Origin of the sequence: Ideonella sp., from assembly GCF_041287625.1 — a bacterium.
Classification (GTDB): domain Bacteria; phylum Pseudomonadota; class Gammaproteobacteria; order Burkholderiales; family Burkholderiaceae_C; genus Ideonella.
The window spans coordinates 1-15,310 of sequence record NZ_JBGGNH010000045.1; the positions used below are offsets into that span (position 1 = coordinate 1).

At 62.1% G+C, this 15,310-nt stretch carries 29 protein-coding genes; all 29 read left to right on the plus strand.

Going from position 1 to position 15,310, the window contains the following annotated elements:
• Positions 1-234: elongation factor Tu (locus tag ACAH41_RS17830; protein ID WP_370538398.1), on the plus strand; the 234-nt coding region annotated here is incomplete at its 5' end.
• A gap of 65 nt (positions 235-299) precedes the next feature.
• Complete coding sequence (gene rpsJ, locus ACAH41_RS17835; protein ID WP_019561663.1) at positions 300-611, plus strand: 30S ribosomal protein S10; 312 nt, start codon at positions 300-302, stop codon at positions 609-611.
• Between the two features lie 248 nt (positions 612-859).
• Positions 860-1,531: a 50S ribosomal protein L3 gene (gene rplC / locus ACAH41_RS17840; protein ID WP_141284852.1), complete on the plus strand. Its 672-nt coding sequence runs from the start codon at positions 860-862 to the stop codon at positions 1,529-1,531.
• Positions 1,531-2,151 (plus strand): 50S ribosomal protein L4, encoded by a 621-nt coding sequence (gene rplD, locus ACAH41_RS17845; protein ID WP_141284850.1) that lies wholly within the window; start codon positions 1,531-1,533, stop codon positions 2,149-2,151. Before rplC ends, rplD begins: the two co-directional genes overlap by 1 nt.
• Entirely contained in the window at positions 2,148-2,477 is a 330-nt protein-coding gene (gene rplW / locus ACAH41_RS17850) for a 50S ribosomal protein L23 (RefSeq protein ID WP_141284848.1), read from the plus strand. The genes rplD and rplW overlap by 4 nt, the downstream gene beginning before the upstream one ends.
• A 3-nt stretch (positions 2,478-2,480) precedes the next feature.
• Positions 2,481-3,305 carry a 50S ribosomal protein L2 gene (rplB, locus tag ACAH41_RS17855; protein WP_141284846.1) on the plus strand — a complete coding sequence of 275 codons (825 nt, stop codon included), beginning with the start codon at positions 2,481-2,483 and terminating at the stop codon, positions 3,303-3,305.
• A 10-nt stretch (positions 3,306-3,315) separates the two neighbouring features.
• Positions 3,316-3,591 (plus strand): 30S ribosomal protein S19, encoded by a 276-nt coding sequence (rpsS, locus tag ACAH41_RS17860; protein ID WP_141284844.1) that lies wholly within the window; start codon positions 3,316-3,318, stop codon positions 3,589-3,591.
• Positions 3,592-3,602: 11 nt separating this feature from the next.
• A complete protein-coding gene (gene rplV / locus ACAH41_RS17865) occupies positions 3,603-3,932 on the plus strand; it encodes a 50S ribosomal protein L22 (protein ID WP_141284842.1) in 330 nt (109 codons plus the stop codon).
• Positions 3,933-3,945: 13 nt separating this feature from the next.
• Positions 3,946-4,824 carry a 30S ribosomal protein S3 gene (gene rpsC / locus ACAH41_RS17870; protein ID WP_325653299.1) on the plus strand — a complete coding sequence of 293 codons (879 nt, stop codon included), beginning with the start codon at positions 3,946-3,948 and terminating at the stop codon, positions 4,822-4,824.
• Between the two features lie 2 nt (positions 4,825-4,826).
• A complete protein-coding gene (rplP, locus tag ACAH41_RS17875) occupies positions 4,827-5,243 on the plus strand; it encodes a 50S ribosomal protein L16 (RefSeq protein WP_141285626.1) in 417 nt (138 codons plus the stop codon).
• A 14-nt stretch (positions 5,244-5,257) separates the two neighbouring features.
• Complete coding sequence (gene rpmC / locus ACAH41_RS17880) at positions 5,258-5,458, plus strand: 50S ribosomal protein L29 (protein ID WP_141285624.1); 201 nt, start codon at positions 5,258-5,260, stop codon at positions 5,456-5,458.
• Positions 5,455-5,751, plus strand: coding sequence for a 30S ribosomal protein S17 (rpsQ, locus tag ACAH41_RS17885; protein WP_141285622.1), 297 nt, complete (start codon positions 5,455-5,457; stop codon positions 5,749-5,751). The genes rpmC and rpsQ overlap by 4 nt, the downstream gene beginning before the upstream one ends.
• A gap of 142 nt (positions 5,752-5,893) precedes the next feature.
• Positions 5,894-6,403 carry a peroxiredoxin gene (locus tag ACAH41_RS17890; protein ID WP_325653301.1) on the plus strand — a complete coding sequence of 170 codons (510 nt, stop codon included), beginning with the start codon at positions 5,894-5,896 and terminating at the stop codon, positions 6,401-6,403.
• Positions 6,404-6,703: 300 nt separating this feature from the next.
• A complete protein-coding gene (gene rplN, locus ACAH41_RS17895; protein ID WP_088286487.1) occupies positions 6,704-7,072 on the plus strand; it encodes a 50S ribosomal protein L14 in 369 nt (122 codons plus the stop codon).
• Positions 7,073-7,100: 28 nt separating this feature from the next.
• Complete coding sequence (gene rplX / locus ACAH41_RS17900) at positions 7,101-7,418, plus strand: 50S ribosomal protein L24 (protein ID WP_141285618.1); 318 nt, start codon at positions 7,101-7,103, stop codon at positions 7,416-7,418.
• Positions 7,419-7,432: 14 nt separating this feature from the next.
• Positions 7,433-7,999, plus strand: coding sequence for a 50S ribosomal protein L5 (gene rplE, locus ACAH41_RS17905; protein WP_325653303.1), 567 nt, complete (start codon positions 7,433-7,435; stop codon positions 7,997-7,999).
• 8 nt (positions 8,000-8,007) lie between these two features.
• Complete coding sequence (gene rpsN / locus ACAH41_RS17910) at positions 8,008-8,313, plus strand: 30S ribosomal protein S14 (protein WP_141285614.1); 306 nt, start codon at positions 8,008-8,010, stop codon at positions 8,311-8,313.
• Between the two features lie 25 nt (positions 8,314-8,338).
• Positions 8,339-8,734, plus strand: coding sequence for a 30S ribosomal protein S8 (gene rpsH, locus ACAH41_RS17915; RefSeq protein ID WP_141285612.1), 396 nt, complete (start codon positions 8,339-8,341; stop codon positions 8,732-8,734).
• 17 nt (positions 8,735-8,751) lie between these two features.
• The gene (gene rplF / locus ACAH41_RS17920; RefSeq protein ID WP_325653306.1) at positions 8,752-9,285 is read left to right on the plus strand and encodes a 50S ribosomal protein L6; all 534 of its coding nucleotides are present in this window, start codon (positions 8,752-8,754) and stop codon (positions 9,283-9,285) included.
• Between the two features lie 11 nt (positions 9,286-9,296).
• The gene (gene rplR, locus ACAH41_RS17925; RefSeq protein ID WP_325653307.1) at positions 9,297-9,656 is read left to right on the plus strand and encodes a 50S ribosomal protein L18; all 360 of its coding nucleotides are present in this window, start codon (positions 9,297-9,299) and stop codon (positions 9,654-9,656) included.
• Positions 9,657-9,674: 18 nt separating this feature from the next.
• Positions 9,675-10,193 carry a 30S ribosomal protein S5 gene (rpsE, locus tag ACAH41_RS17930; protein ID WP_141285606.1) on the plus strand — a complete coding sequence of 173 codons (519 nt, stop codon included), beginning with the start codon at positions 9,675-9,677 and terminating at the stop codon, positions 10,191-10,193.
• Positions 10,194-10,212: 19 nt separating this feature from the next.
• Positions 10,213-10,398 carry a 50S ribosomal protein L30 gene (gene rpmD, locus ACAH41_RS17935; RefSeq protein ID WP_141285604.1) on the plus strand — a complete coding sequence of 62 codons (186 nt, stop codon included), beginning with the start codon at positions 10,213-10,215 and terminating at the stop codon, positions 10,396-10,398.
• 24 nt (positions 10,399-10,422) lie between these two features.
• Positions 10,423-10,854: a 50S ribosomal protein L15 gene (rplO, locus tag ACAH41_RS17940; protein WP_141285602.1), complete on the plus strand. Its 432-nt coding sequence runs from the start codon at positions 10,423-10,425 to the stop codon at positions 10,852-10,854.
• A 31-nt stretch (positions 10,855-10,885) separates the two neighbouring features.
• Positions 10,886-12,196, plus strand: coding sequence for a preprotein translocase subunit SecY (gene secY / locus ACAH41_RS17945; RefSeq protein ID WP_141285600.1), 1,311 nt, complete (start codon positions 10,886-10,888; stop codon positions 12,194-12,196).
• Between the two features lie 94 nt (positions 12,197-12,290).
• A complete protein-coding gene (gene rpmJ, locus ACAH41_RS17950) occupies positions 12,291-12,404 on the plus strand; it encodes a 50S ribosomal protein L36 (RefSeq protein WP_028997278.1) in 114 nt (37 codons plus the stop codon).
• 34 nt (positions 12,405-12,438) lie between these two features.
• Positions 12,439-12,804: a 30S ribosomal protein S13 gene (gene rpsM / locus ACAH41_RS17955; protein ID WP_141285598.1), complete on the plus strand. Its 366-nt coding sequence runs from the start codon at positions 12,439-12,441 to the stop codon at positions 12,802-12,804.
• A gap of 32 nt (positions 12,805-12,836) precedes the next feature.
• A complete protein-coding gene (rpsK, locus tag ACAH41_RS17960; protein ID WP_141285596.1) occupies positions 12,837-13,241 on the plus strand; it encodes a 30S ribosomal protein S11 in 405 nt (134 codons plus the stop codon).
• Positions 13,242-13,544: 303 nt separating this feature from the next.
• Entirely contained in the window at positions 13,545-14,168 is a 624-nt protein-coding gene (gene rpsD / locus ACAH41_RS17965; protein WP_325653313.1) for a 30S ribosomal protein S4, read from the plus strand.
• 149 nt (positions 14,169-14,317) lie between these two features.
• Positions 14,318-15,307 carry a DNA-directed RNA polymerase subunit alpha gene (gene rpoA, locus ACAH41_RS17970; RefSeq protein WP_370538399.1) on the plus strand — a complete coding sequence of 330 codons (990 nt, stop codon included), beginning with the start codon at positions 14,318-14,320 and terminating at the stop codon, positions 15,305-15,307.
• The last annotated feature ends 3 nt before the right edge of the window (positions 15,308-15,310 follow it).

The window sequence follows — 15,310 nt, forward strand, 5'->3', positions numbered from 1 at the left end:
GGCCGTCACACGCCGTTCTTCAACAACTATCGCCCGCAGTTCTACTTCCGCACGACGGACGTGACCGGCGCGGTGGAGCTGCCCAAGGACAAGGAAATGGTCATGCCGGGCGACAACGTCAGCATCACCGTCAAGCTGATCGCCCCGATCGCGATGGAAGAAGGCCTGCGCTTCGCCATCCGTGAAGGTGGCCGTACCGTCGGCGCCGGCGTGGTTGCCAAGATCATCGAGTAATTGCATGACCGGCGGTCGGTGCCAGCCAGGTGTCCTCCGCCTCATCGCTCTTTTTAGGAACAGTCATGCAAAAGCAAAAGATCCGCATCCGCCTGAAGGCTTTCGATTACAAGCTGATCGACCAGTCCGCCCTGGAAATCGTTGACACCGCCAAGCGCACCGGCGCGATCGTCAAGGGCCCTGTGCCCCTGCCGACCCGCATGCAGCGTTTCGACATCCTGCGTTCGCCGCACGTCAACAAGACCTCGCGCGACCAGTTTGAGATCCGCACGCACCAGCGCCTGATGGACATCGTCGACCCGACCGACAAGACCGTCGATGCGCTGATGAAGCTGGACCTGCCGGCTGGCGTGGACGTCGAGATCAAGCTGCAGTAAGCGGCCCTGCGAGCAGCGTGCTTGCGGGTTCGTCCGCGGGCACGCTATACTCGCAAGCTTTTCCGCGTTAAAGGGTGGTGCGCTTTGGTGCTCCGCCCTTTGCCGTGTGGATAGAGCAATTGGCTTCAGCAGCGTGGAGAGCCCATCAGGGTGATTCGCGGTGATTGAAGCTTCGTCAGCCCGGCCAATCGTTGTCGGGTTTGTTAAACCGGCCTCCTCGCCATAGGGCATGGGGGCGGAGAAAAACCATGAGTCTTAGCAACCGTCTCGGCTTGCTGGGCCGCAAGGTGGGCATGATGCGTGTGTTCACGGACGATGGCGATGCCATCCCTGTGACCGTGCTGGATGTGTCCAACAACCGCGTGACCCAGATCAAGACCGTTGAGACCGACGGCTACAGCGCCATCCAGGTGGCGTTCGGTTCGCGCAAAGCATCGCGCGTGACCAAGCCAGAAGCCGGCCACCTTGCGAAAGCGGGCGTCGAAGCCGGTGAAATCCTCAAGGAATTCCGTGTCGCGGCCGATGTGGCTGCCGAATACAAGCCGGGCGCTGTCGTTCCCGTCTCCCTGTTCGCCACCGGCGAAAAGGTCGACGTGCAGGGCACCTCCATTGGCAAGGGCTTCGAGGGCACCATCAAGCGCCACAACTTCGGCTCGCAGCGCGCGTCGCACGGCAACAGCCGTTCGCACAACGTGCCGGGTTCGATCTCGATGGCGCAGGATCCGGGCCGCGTGTTCCCGGGCAAGAAGATGTCCGGCCACATGGGCGACGAAACCGTCACGACCCAGAACCTCGACGTCATCCGCATCGACGAAGCGCGCCAGCTGCTGCTGGTCCGCGGTGCGGTGCCGGGCGCCAAGAACGGCCACGTGGTCGTGCGTCCTGCCGTCAAGGCGAAGGCCAAGAAGGGAGCCAACTGATGCAACTCGAGCTCCTGAACGAACAAGGTCAGGCCACGTCCAAGGTGGACGCGCCCGACACCGTGTTCGCCCGTGATTACAACGAAGCCCTGGTGCACCAGATCGTCGTGGCCTTCCAGGCCAATGCGCGTCAAGGTACCCGTGCCCAGAAGAACCGCGAAGCGGTTCACCACTCGACCAAGAAGCCGTTCCGCCAAAAGGGCACCGGCCGCGCTCGTGCTGGTATGACGTCCTCGCCGCTGTGGCGCGGGGGTGGTCGCACCTTCCCGAACAGCCCGGACGAGAACTTCACCCAGAAGGTCAACAAGAAGATGTATCGCGCCGGCATGGCTGCGATCCTGTCTCAGTTGGCCCGCGACGGCCGTCTGGCCGTGGTGGATTCGCTGGCTGTCGACTCGCCGAAGACCAAGGAACTGGCTGCCAAGTTCAAGGCCATGGGCCTGAGCTCGGTGATGGTCATCTCTGACCAGATCGACGACAACCTGTTCCTGGCTTCACGCAACCTGGCCAACGTGCTGGTCGTCGAGCCGCGCTACGCCGATCCGCTGTCGCTGGTCTTCTACAAGAAGGTGCTGGTGACCAAGGCCGCGATCGAGCAGCTCAAGGAGATGTTCGCATGAGCCGCATCAACCCCGTCATCGGTAAATTCAATGAAGGCCGCCTGGCCCAGGTGCTGGTTGCGCCGGTGATCTCGGAAAAGGCCACCATGGTCGCCGAGAAGCACAACCAGGTCCTGTTCAAGGTCCTGCGCGACGCCACCAAGCCTGAAATCAAGGCCGCGGTCGAGCTGCTGTTCAAGGTCGATGTCGAAGCCGTGGCTGTCGTCAACGTCAAGGGCAAGGCCAAGCGCTTTGGCAAGAACATGGGCCGTCGCGACCACGTCAAGAAGGCGTATGTCTCGCTGAAGGCCGGCCAGGAGCTCAACTTCTCCGGGGAGGCCGCGTAAATCATGGCAGTCGTCAAAGTCAAACCGACCTCCGCCGGCCGTCGCGCCGTCGTCAAGGTCGTTCACAAGCACCTGCACAAGGGCGCGCCGGAAGCTTCGCTGCTGGAACCCCAGAAGCAGAACTCCGGCCGCAACAACAACGGTCACATCACGGTTCGCCACAAGGGCGGTGGTCACAAGCACCACTACCGCGTGGTCGACTTCAAGCGCAACAAGGACGGCATTCCGGCCAAGGTCGAACGCATCGAGTACGACCCGAACCGCACCGCCCACATTGCGCTGGTGTGCTACGCCGATGGCGAGCGCCGCTACATCATCGCCCCGCGCGGTCTGGAAGTCGGCGCAACCATCATGAGCGGCTCGGAAGCGCCGATCAAGGCTGGCAACACGCTGCCGATCCGCAACATTCCGGTGGGCTCGACCATCCACTGCATCGAAATGATGCCTGGCAAGGGCGCGCAGATCGCGCGTTCGGCTGGCACCTCGGTGACGTTGATGGCGCGTGAAGGCACCTACGCTCAGCTTCGGCTGCGTTCGGGTGAAGTCCGCAAGATCCACATCGAGTGCCGCGCCACCATTGGCGAAGTCAGCAACGAAGAGCACAACCTGCGCCAGTACGGCAAGGCCGGTGCGATCCGTTGGAAGGGCATCCGTCCGACCGTTCGTGGTACCGCCATGAACCCGGTGGACCACCCGCACGGTGGCGGCGAAGGCCGTACCGGCGAGGGCCAGGCTCCGGTGTCGCCGTGGAACACCCTGACCAAGGGCTACCGCACTCGCAACAACAAGCGCACGCAGACGTTCATCGTCTCGCGTCGCAAGAAGTAAGGGCTGGACCATGGCACGTTCACTCAAGAAGGGTCCCTTTGTGGACCACCACCTTCTGGCCAAGGCTGAAAAAGCCGTTGCCGTGAAGGACAAGAAGCCGATCAAGACCTGGTCGCGCCGTTCGACGATCCTGCCCGACTTCATTGGCCTGACGATTGCCGTGCACAACGGCAAGCAGCATGTGCCGGTGTATGTGAGCGACCAGATGGTCGGCCACAAGCTGGGCGAGTTCGCACTGACCCGTACGTTCAAGGGTCACCCTGCGGACAAAAAGGCCAAGAAGTAAAGGACACGACGATGGAAACGAAAGCAATCGTCCGTGGCGTGCGACTGTCGGCCGACAAGGGCCGGCTCGTCGCCGACCTGATTCGCGGCAAGAAAGTCGACCAAGCGCTCAACATTCTGGCGTTCACCCAGAAAAAGGCCGCCGGGATCGTCAAGAAGGCACTCGAGAGCGCCATCGCCAACGCCGAGCACAACGACGGCGCGGACATCGACGAACTGAAGGTCACCTCGATCTACGTGGAGCAAGGCACCACGCTGAAGCGTTTCTCGGCCCGTGCAAAGGGCCGTGGAAATCGCATCAGCAAGGGCACTTGCCACATCTACGTGACCGTGGGCAACTAAGCCAAGGAAGACCATGGGACAAAAAATCCACCCGACCGGCTTCCGGCTCCCCGTCACCCGTGCATGGGCGTCGCGCTGGTATGCAAACAACCGCAACTTCGCCGGCATGCTGGCCGAAGACCTGCAGGTTCGTGAATTCCTGAAGGCCCGGCTAAAGAATGCCGCCGTGTCTCGCATCCTGATCGAGCGTCCTGCGAAGAACGCCCGCATCACGATCTACTCCGCCCGTCCGGGCGTGGTGATCGGCAAGAAGGGTGAGGACATCGAGAACCTGAAGGCCGAACTGACCCGCCGCCTGGGCGTGCCGGTGGCAGTGAACATCGAGGAAGTGCGCAAGCCCGAAATCGATGCGCAGCTGATCGCCGACTCGATCACCCAGCAGCTGGAAAAGCGCATCATGTTCCGCCGCGCCATGAAGCGCGCGATGCAGAACGCGATGCGTCTGGGCGCTCAGGGCATCAAGATCATGTCGTCCGGCCGTCTGAACGGCATCGAAATCGCTCGTTGCGAGTGGTATCGCGAAGGCCGTGTGCCGCTGCACACCCTGAAGGCCGACATCGACTACGGTTTCTCGGAAGCCAAGACCACCTACGGCGTCATCGGCGTCAAGGTCTGGGTTTACCGCGGTGACCGCCTGGCCAATGGCGAAGCGCCGACCATCAACACGCCTCCGGGTGCTGAAGATGATCGCCGCCCGCGTCGCAACACCCGTCCGGGTGCCCCGACCGGCCGTGGCCGTCCGGGTGGCGGCGACCGTGGCGCCCCGCGTCCGGCTGGCGACAGGCCTGCCGAAGCTGCCGGCGCCCCCGCCGGTGGTGCTGGCGCTCCCGCCGTCAAGCGTGTGCGCAAGGTCGCCGCGCCTGCCGCCGGTGGCGAAGGCAAAGGAGAATAAGCATGCTGCAACCTAATCGTCGCAAGTACCGCAAGGAGCAGAAGGGCCGCAACACTGGCGTCGCCACCCGCGGTGCCAACGTGTCCTTCGGTGACTTCGGTCTGAAGGCGACCGAGCGTGGTCGTCTGACGGCCCGCCAGATCGAAGCGGCTCGCCGTGCCATTTCGCGCCACATCAAGCGCGGTGGCCGGATCTTCATCCGCATCTTCCCGGACAAGCCGATCTCGCAAAAGCCCGCCGAAGTCCGGATGGGTAACGGCAAGGGCAACCCGGAGTACTACGTGGCTGAAATCCAGCCCGGCAAGGTGCTCTACGAGATCAACGGCGTGCCTGAAGCGCTGGCTCGCGAAGCGTTCACGCTGGCTGCTGCAAAGCTGCCGTTGCGTTGCACCTTCGTGGCCCGCATGCTCGGCGCCTGAGAGGAAAGTTCATCATGAATGCATCTGAACTGCGAGCCAAGGATGTGGCTGCGCTCGAGAAGGAAGTCGCTGACCTCCTGCGTGCGCACTTCAACCTGCGCATGCAAAAGGGCACCCAGCAGCTGACCAACCACACGCTGTTGGGCGAGGCCCGTCGCGACATCGCTCGTGCCAAGACCGTCCTGGCCGAAAAGAAGAAGGGAGCGACGAAATGACGCAAGCTCAAGAAGTCGCCGTGGCGACGACTGACAAGACCACCAACACGCGCACGCTGGTGGGCCGTGTGGTCAGCGACAAGCGGGCCAAGACCATCACGGTCCTGGTCGAGCGTCGCGTCAAGCACGAGCTCTACGGCAAGATCGTGGCCCGCTCGCGCAAGTACCACGCCCACGACGAAAAGGGTGAGTACCACATGGGCGACATGGTCGAGATCGCGGAAACGCGTCCGATGTCCAAGACCAAGAACTGGGTCGTGACCCGCTTGATCGAGAAGGCCCGCCTGGTCTGATCGCGTGAGCTGATTGCACCTGGGCTCGAAGGGCGCAAGCCCTGCGAACTCACACTGCGGCCGGATGCTGGAATACTCCAGCATCCGGCCGTTTTCATTGGGCGGCCGCCTTCCCCAATCTCATCCCATAAGGACACGCATCATGTTGAAAGTTGGAGATCGCCTGCCTGCGACCAAGTTGCAGGAATTCTTCGAAGTGGAAGGCGAGGGTTGCAGCCTTGGGCCGAACACCTTCGAGGTGGCGCAGCTCGCCGCCGGCAAGACGCTGGCCATCTTTGCGCTGCCCGGCGCGTTCACGCCGACCTGCTCGGCCCAGCACGTGCCGGGCTATGTCGCGCAGGCGGACGCCCTGCATGCCGCTGGCGTCGACGAAATCTGGTGCGTGTCGGTCAACGACGCGTTTGTCATGGGCGCCTGGGCGCGCGACCAGCACACCGCGGGCAAGCTGCGCATGATGGCTGACGGCTCGGCCGATTTCGCGCGTGCGACCGAGTTGACGCTGGACCTGACCGCGCGGGGCATGGGTGTGCGCTCGCAGCGCTATTCGATGCTGGTCGTCGACGGCGTGGTCAAGACGCTGAATGTCGAGGCGCCAGGCAAGTTCGAGGTCAGCGGCGCCGAGACGCTGCTGGCGCAGGCCAAGGCGCTTTGAAGCGAAGGAGTCCGCGGCCGGTCACGCGCTGCCCAAAGGTTTCTTTGGCAACGCTGTTGACACCCGCGTTTCACCTCGTGCATAATTGAAAGCTTCGCTGGTCCAGGGCCCGCTCGTACGCCAACGCAAACACCGTTGGCCACTCGTGGCGTGACCCGGGCCGGTTTCAGCCCAAGCTGCTTGATACCAGGCGTGCGCTTTCCAGCGTTCTTCCGAGTGTCAAACAAGACGGGACCAATACTGACCGTTCATGTGTCGCCAAGGGGGTGATGCGGGCCGGGAGCAAGTTGGGGAATCGACATGATCCAAATGCAATCGCGGCTTGACGTCGCGGACAACACGGGCGCCAAGTCCGTCATGTGCATCAAGGTGCTGGGCGGCTCCAAGCGTCGCTATGCCGGTATCGGCGACATCATCAAGGTGAGCATCAAAGAAGCCGCGCCGCGTGGCCGCGTCAAAAAGGGCGAGGTCTACAGCGCCGTGGTCGTGCGCACCGCCAAGGGCGTGCGTCGCCAAGACGGCTCGCTGGTCAAGTTCGACGGCAATGCCGCCGTGCTGCTCAATGCCAAGCTGGAGCCGATCGGCACCCGCATCTTCGGCCCGGTGACGCGTGAACTGCGCACCGAGCGCTTCATGAAGATTGTGTCGCTGGCGCCTGAGGTGCTCTGAGCATCTCGCCAAGACTGAAGGAATCGCGATGAACAAGATTCGCAAAGGCGACCAAGTCGTGGTCTTGACCGGCCGTGACAAAGGCAAGCGTGGCACCGTGTCGCTGCGCGTCGACGAGGACCGTGTGGTCGTCGAAGGCGTCAACATGGTCAAGAAGCACGCCAAGCCGAACCCGATGAAGGGCACGACTGGCGGCGTGATCGACAAGACCATGCCGATCCACCAATCCAACATTGCCATCTGGAATGCGGCTGCCGGCAAGGCTGACCGCGTGGGCATCAAGACCCTCGCCGATGGCAAGCGGGTCCGGGTGTTCAAGTCCAGCGGTGAAGAGATCAAGGCTTAAGGCGGGTATCCAGCATGAGTCAAACGCAACAAGCGGCGATCGTCGCCCGGCTGCAGGCCTTCTACCAAGAGAAGGTCGTGCCCGACATGGTGGCCAAGTTCGGCTACAAGTCGGTGATGGAAGTGCCGCGCCTGACCAAGATCACCCTGAACATGGGTGTCAGCGAAGCGGTGGCTGACAAGAAGGTCATGGACCACGCCGTCGGCGACCTGACCAAGATCGCGGGCCAGAAGCCCGTGGTCACCAAGTCGAAGAAGGCCATTGCGGGCTTCAAGATCCGTGAACAGGTGCCCATCGGCTGCATGGTCACGCTTCGTGGCGCGCGGATGTTCGAGTTCCTGGACCGTTTCGTCACCGTGGCCCTGCCGCGTGTGCGTGACTTCCGTGGTATCTCCGGCCGTTCGTTCGATGGCCGCGGCAACTACAACATCGGCGTCAAGGAACAGATCATCTTCCCGGAAATCGAGTACGACAAGATCGACGCGATCCGGGGGATGAACATTTCCTTCACGACCAGCGCGAAGACCGACGATGAGTGCAAGGCACTGCTCGCCGCGTTCCGCTTCCCGTTCAAGAACTGAGGTGACCTGTGGCTAAAACTTCCCTCAAGCAGCGTGAAGACAAGCGTGAAAAGCTGGTCGCCAAGTACGCGAAGAAGTACGCCGAGCTGAAGGCCATCATCGACAACGCAAAGAAGTCGGAAGAAGAGCGTTACGCCGCACGCCTGGAGCTGCAGCAGTTCCCGCGCAACGCTTACCCGACCCGCCTGCGCAATCGTTGCGAACTCACGGGTCGTCCCCGTGGCACGTTCCGCACCTTCGGCCTGGCCCGTAGCAAGATCCGCGAGCTCGCCTTCAAGGGCGACATTCCTGGCGTGATCAAGGCCAGCTGGTAATCAAGGCGAACTGGAGAATACAGCTATGAGCATGAGTGATCCTATCGCCGACATGCTGACCCGCATCCGCAATGCGCAGGCCGTTGAGAAGACGTCGGTTGTTATGCCGGCTTCCAAGCTCAAGGTCGCGATCGCGCAGGTGCTGAAGGACGAGGGCTACATTGATGCCTTCGCCCTGAAGGGTGAGACCGGCAAGAGCGAACTTGAAATCTCGTTGAAGTACTACGCTGGCCGTCCGGTCATCGAGCGCATCGAACGAGTCAGCCGTCCTGGCCTGCGGATCTACCGCGGCCGTGACGCCATTCCGCAGGTCATGAACGGCCTGGGCGTTGCCATCGTCACCACACCCCAGGGTGTGATGACCGACCGCAAAGCGCGCGCAGCCGGTGTCGGCGGCGAAGTGCTCTGCTACGTGGCCTAAAGGGAAGGAGTCGAGCAATGTCCCGCGTTGGAAAAATGCCGATCACCGTCCCGCAAGGCGTGGATGTCAAGATCATGGATGACCAGATCACCGTCAAGGGTGCCAATGGCACCCTGGTGCGACCCGCGCACTCGCTGGTCAAGGTCGAGAGCGAAGCTGGCGTGCTGAAGGTCAGCCCGACCAATGAGTCTGCTGAAGCCGATGCCATGAGTGGCACCGTGCGTGCGCTGCTGGCCAACATGGTCAATGGCGTCAGCAAAGGCTTCGAGAAGAAGCTGACGCTGGTGGGCGTGGGCTTCCGTGCCCAGGCCCAGGGCCAGAAGCTGAATCTGCAGATCGGGTTCTCGCACCCTGTGGTCAAGGACATGCCTGCCGGCATCACCGTGACCACGGCGACCCCGACCGAGATCCTGATCAAGGGCGCTGACCGCCAGGTCGTCGGCCAGCTTGCTGCCGAAGTGCGTGCTTTCCGGCCGCCGGAGCCCTACAAGGGCAAGGGCATCCGTTACGCCGACGAGCGCGTGGTCCTCAAAGAGACCAAGAAGAAGTAAGGAGCGACACCATGCTGAACAAAAAAGAACAGCGTCTGCGTCGTTCGCGTCAAACGCGCGAGCGCATTGCCAAGCAAGGCGTCGCGCGCCTGACCGTCTTCCGCACCAACCTGCACATCTACGCCAGCGTCATTTCCGACGATGGCACCAAGGTGCTGGCTTCTGCATCCACCGTCGAAAAGGACCTGCGGGCCGAGCTGTCTGGCAACGGTGGCAATGCCGCTGCTGCTGCACTGGTTGGCAAGCGCGTCGCCGAAAAGGCCAAGGCCGCCGGCGTCGAGAAGGTTGCCTTCGACCGTGCAGGTTTCGCATACCACGGCCGCGTCAAGGCGCTGGCCGAGGCAGCTCGCGAAGCCGGCCTGCAGTTCTGATCGCAAAGGAATACAGAAATGGCAAAGTTTCAACCCCGCGCGCAGACCGAAGGCAATGACGACGGCCTGAAGGAAAAGATGATCGCGGTGAACCGCGTCACGAAGGTGGTCAAGGGTGGTCGCACCCTCAGCTTCGCGGCGCTGACCGTGGTCGGCGACGGCGATGGCCGCGTCGGCATGGGCAAGGGCAAGGCCAAGGAAGTGCCGGTTTCGGTGCAGAAGGCCATGGAATCTGCTCGCCGGGGCATGATCAAGGTCGCGCTGAAGAACGGCACGATCTTCCACAAGGTCGAAGGTGCACACGGCGCAGCCCGCGTGATGATGATGCCGGCACCCGCCGGTACCGGCATCATTGCTGGTGGCCCAATGCGCGCCGTTTTCGAAGTGCTGGGCATCACCGACATCGTCGCGAAGAGCCATGGCACCTCGAACGCCTACAACATGGTCCGTGCCACGCTGGACGCGCTGAAGCGCTCGACCACGCCGGCATCGATCGCTGCCAAGCGCGGCAAGACAGTTGAAGAAATCTTCAACTGAACCGCCGAGGAGAACTGCAATGACTGAAGCCAAGAAGACCCTCACGGTCAAGCTGGTGCGCAGCCCGATCGGTTGCAAGCAATCGCACCGTGACACGGTGCGTGGCCTGGGCCTGCGTCGCGTGAACAGCCAGAGCGTGCTCGAGGACACTCCTTCGGTGCGCGGCATGATCAACAAAATCGCCTACCTGGTCCTGGTGCTCTAAGCGCCCGCCACGAGGAAAAGCAACATGCAACTCAATTCCATCAAGCCCGCTGGCGGTGCCAAGCATGCCAAGCGCCGCGTTGGCCGCGGCATCGGTTCCGGCCTGGGCAAGACCGCTGGTCGCGGTCACAAGGGCCAGAAGTCGCGTGCCGGCGGCTACCACAAGGTTGGCTTCGAAGGCGGCCAGATGCCGCTGCAGCGTCGCCTGCCCAAGCGTGGTTTCAAGTCGGCCCTGCTGAAGTACAACGCTGAAATCACCCTGGGTGAACTGCAAGCGTTGGACCTGGCTGAAGTTGACCTGCTGGCACTCAAGCAGCGCGGCATGGTGGCCCAGATCGTCAAGAACGTGAAGGTCATCAAGTCGGGCGAGCTGAGCAAGAAGGTGGTCCTGAAGGGCATCGGCGCTACCGCCGGCGCCAAGGCCATCATCGAAGCCGCCGGCGGCGAGCTGGCCTGAAGTCTGACGGCAGATTAGGACACCCACGCCCGTGGCAACCTCACCGAATCAGCTGGCCAAGAATGGCAAGTTTGGCGACCTGCGTCGTCGACTGGTCTTCCTGCTGCTGGCGCTGGTCGTCTATCGCATTGGTGCGCACATTCCTGTGCCCGGCATCAATCCGCAGCAGCTGCAGGCCCTGTTCCAGGGTCAGCAGGGCGGCATCCTGAACCTGTTCAACATGTTCTCGGGTGGTGCGCTGTCGCGGTTCACGGTGTTCGCGCTGGGCATCACGCCGTACATCTCGGCCTCGATCATCATGCAGCTCATGAGCTACGTGGTGCCGAGTCTGGAGGCGCTGAAGAAGGAAGGCGAATCGGGTCGTCGCAAGATCACCCAGTACACGCGCTACGGCACCCTGGTGCTGGCGATCTTTCAGTCATTGGGCATTGCCCTGGCGCTGGAAGGCTCGCAGGGCCTGGTGCTGGATCCTGGCTTCGGCTTCCGCATCACCACCGTGTTCAGCCTGGTTGCAGGCACGATGTTCGTGATGTGGCTGGGCGAGCAGATCACCGAGCGTGGCCTGGGCAACGGGATCTCGATCCTGATCTTCGGCGGCATTGCTGCCGGCCTACCCAACGCGATTGGTGGCCTGTTCGAGCTGGTTCGCACCGGGTCGATGAGCATCATTGCCTGCCTGTTCATCATTGCCATCGTCATTGCCGTGACGTTTGCCGTGGTGTTCGTGGAACGGGGACAGCGCAAGATCCTGGTGAATTACGCCAAGCGCCAGGTCGGCAACAAGGTCTACGGCGGCCAGTCGTCGCACCTGCCGTTGAAGCTGAACATGTCGGGTGTGATTCCACCGATCTTTGCGTCGTCCATCATCCTGCTGCCGGCAACGGTGGTCGGCTGGTTCGCCACCGGCGAAGGCGTGCGCTGGTTGAAGGACATCTCATCGGCGCTGTCACCGGGTCAACCGATCTATGTGATGCTGTTCGCCGCGATGATCGTGTTCTTCTGCTTCTTCTACACGGCACTGGTGTTCAACAGCCGCGAGACTGCTGACAACCTGAAGAAGAGCGGTGCGTTCATCCCTGGCATCCGTCCGGGTGAGCAGACTGCCAAGCACATCGACAAGATCCTGGCCAGGCTGACGCTGGCTGGCGCGATCTACATCACGCTGGTCTGTCTGCTGCCCGAGTTCCTGGTCCTGAAGTACAACGTTCCGTTCTACTTTGGTGGCACGTCCTTGTTGATCATCGTTGTCGTGACGATGGACTTCTGGGCCCAGGTGCAGTCGTATGTGATGAGCCAGCAGTATGAATCGCTGCTGAAGAAGGCGAACTTCAAGTCGAGCTGAGGCTCGGCCTGAACTGATTGCCGGGTACGAATTGAGTCGCGCTCATTTCGTGTTGAAACTGAAATGAGCGTTTGAGAAGGTCAAGGAGAAGATCATGAAAGTCGCAGCATCAGTCAAGAAGATGTGCCGCAATTGCAAGATCATCCGCCGCAATGGCGTGGTTCGCGTGATCTGCACCGACCCCCGCCACAAGCAGCGGCAAGGTTGAGTCGCGAGCGCTGACACGAAGCTAAGGAAGCACAATGGCACGTATTGCTGGTATCAACATTCCGCCGCAAAAGCACGCGGAAATCGGCCTGACCTACATCTACGGCATCGGCCGTACGACGGCGCAGAAGATCTGCGAAGCGGTCGGCATTCCCCTGTCCAAGAAGATCAAGGACCTGACCGACGGCGACCTGGAAAAGATCCGGGAAGAAGTCGGCAAGCTGACGATCGAGGGCGACCTGCGTCGCGAAACCTCGATCAACATCAAGCGCCTGATGGACCTGGGCTGCTACCGCGGTTTCCGCCATCGTCGCGGCCTGCCGATGCGCGGTCAGCGCACCCGCACCAACGCCCGCACCCGCAAGGGTCCGCGCAAGGGTGCCGCAGCGCTGAAGAAGTAAGCGCCGTCCGAAACATCTGAAGAGTACAAGACATGGCCAAGTCCCCTGCCAGCACCGCCGCCCGGCGCGTGAGCAAGAAGATCCGCAAGAACATCGCGGACGGCATTGCGCACGTGCACGCGTCGTTCAACAACACCATCATCACAATCACCGACCGTCAAGGCGGCGCGCTGTCGTGGGCGTCGTCCGGTGGACAGGGCTTCAAGGGCTCGCGCAAGTCGACCCCGTTCGCTGCTCAGGTCGCTGCTGAAACGGCCGGTCGTGCTGCCCAGGAACAGGGCATCAAGAATCTGGACGTCCGGATCAAGGGCCCCGGCCCCGGCCGTGAGTCCTCGGTTCGTGCGCTGGCTTCGTTGGGCATCCGGATCAACTCGATCTCGGACATCACGCCGATCCCGCACAACGGCTGCCGCCCGCAAAAGCGTCGCCGCATCTGAGTTGGCGCGGGGCTTCATGCCCTGCTACAATCGAGAGTTTCCCGAACGCCGGTGCGCGGAACGCTGAAAAGCCTTTCGCTCGCTGGCCGTTTGGGTTCCAGGGGCCTGCCTCGTGAATTGGATGGATCTGCAAGCTTTGCAATCTCCCGACAAGCCTGCAGGCACCGCAAGCCCACCGTCTGAGCGAATTCAAAGAATACCCGCCAGACTCGCGCGAGCCACGGTTTTCCGGCCGCATTCCGCCAGGAGTGCCGCGCTGAAGACCTCGGGCGTCGCGTCAGACAACGACTGAAGGACACAAACGTGGCACGTTACCTCGGCCCCAAGGCGAAACTGTCTCGCCGCGAAGGCACCGACCTTTTCCTGAAGAGCGCTCGCCGCGCCATCAGCGACAAGGCCAAGTTCGACACCAAGCCCGGCCAGCATGGCCGCACTTCCGGTCAGCGTACTTCGGACTTCGGTCTGCAACTGCGTGAAAAGCAGAAGGTCAAGCGCATGTATGGCGTGCTGGAGCGTCAGTTCCGCCGCTACTTCGCTGAAGCCGACCGCCGCAAGGGCAGCACCGGTGCCAACCTGCTGACCATCCTGGAATCGCGCCTGGACAACGTCGTCTATCGCATGGGCTTCGGTTCGACCCGTGCCGAAGCGCGCCAGCTGGTGTCGCACAAGGCGCTGACGGTCAACGGCATTGTCGTGAACATTCCGTCGTACCAGGTCAAGGCCGGTGATGTGGTGTCGATTCGCGAAAAGTCGAAGAAGCAGCTGCGCGTCATTGACTCGCTGAAGCTGGCCGAGTCGATCGGCCTGCCGGCATGGGTTGCGGTGGACGCCACCAAGCTCGAAGGCACCTTCAAGAAGGCACCTGACCGCGACGAATTCGGCGCCGAGATCAACGAATCGTTGATCGTCGAACTGTATTCGCGCTGATCTGAATTCTTGCGCGCGCGGCCCTGCCGGCGCGCAACAGTCACCCCGCTGCGGCAAGCCGGTTCCGCTGCGGGTTTTTCGCTTTCCGGCGTGGTCCGTCAGCCTTATCGGTGTAACGAGCCGAGGGTATTGAGAGGAACTGGACTTACATGCAAACCAATCTGCTGAAACCCAAAGCCATCGTTGCGGAGCCGCTGGGCGGCCATCGCGCCAAAGTCACGCTCGAGCCGTTTGAGCGTGGTTATGGTCACACGCTCGGCAACGCGCTGCGTCGCGTGTTGCTGTCGTCGATGGTGGGTTACGCACCGACAGAGGTCACGATCGCTGGCGTGCTCCATGAGTACTCCACCGTGGACGGCGTCGCGGAAGATGTGGTGCACATCATGCTGAACCTCAAGGGCGTGGTGTTCCGTCTGCACAACCGCGACGAAGTGACCCTGGTCCTGCGCAAGGAAGGTGAAGGCCCCGTTACCGCGGCCGACATCCAGACCCCGCACGACGTCGAGATCGTCAACCCTGAGCACGTCATCGCCCACTTGGCCCACGGCGGCAAGCTGGACATGCAGATCAAGGTCGAGAAGGGCCGTGGCTATGTGCCGGGCAACATGCGCCGCTACGGCGATGAGCCGACGAAGTCGATCGGCCGCATTGTGCTGGACGCATCGTTCTCGCCGGTCCGTCGTGTCAGCTACGCGGTCGAAAACGCCCGCGTCGAGCAGCGCACCGACCTGGACAAGCTGGTGATGGAGATCGAGACCAACGGCGCCATCTCGCCCGAGGAAGCGATCCGCGCATCGGCCAAGATCCTGGTTGAGCAACTGGCTGTGTTCGCACAGCTGGACGCCGGCGAGATCGCCACTTTCGGCGAACAAGCGGCGAAGAGCTCGGCAGTGTTCGATCCGATACTGCTGCGTCCGGTCGACGAACTCGAACTGACGGTGCGTTCGGCCAATTGCCTGAAGGCCGAGAACATTTATTACATAGGCGATCTGATCCAGCGGACTGAAAACGAATTGTTGAAGACGCCGAATCTTGGACGCAAGTCGCTGAACGAGATCAAGGAAGTCCTGGCTTCCCGCGGTCTCACGCTGGGCATGAAGCTCGAGTCCTGGCCGCCGGCCGGCCTCGACAAGCGCTAGTCA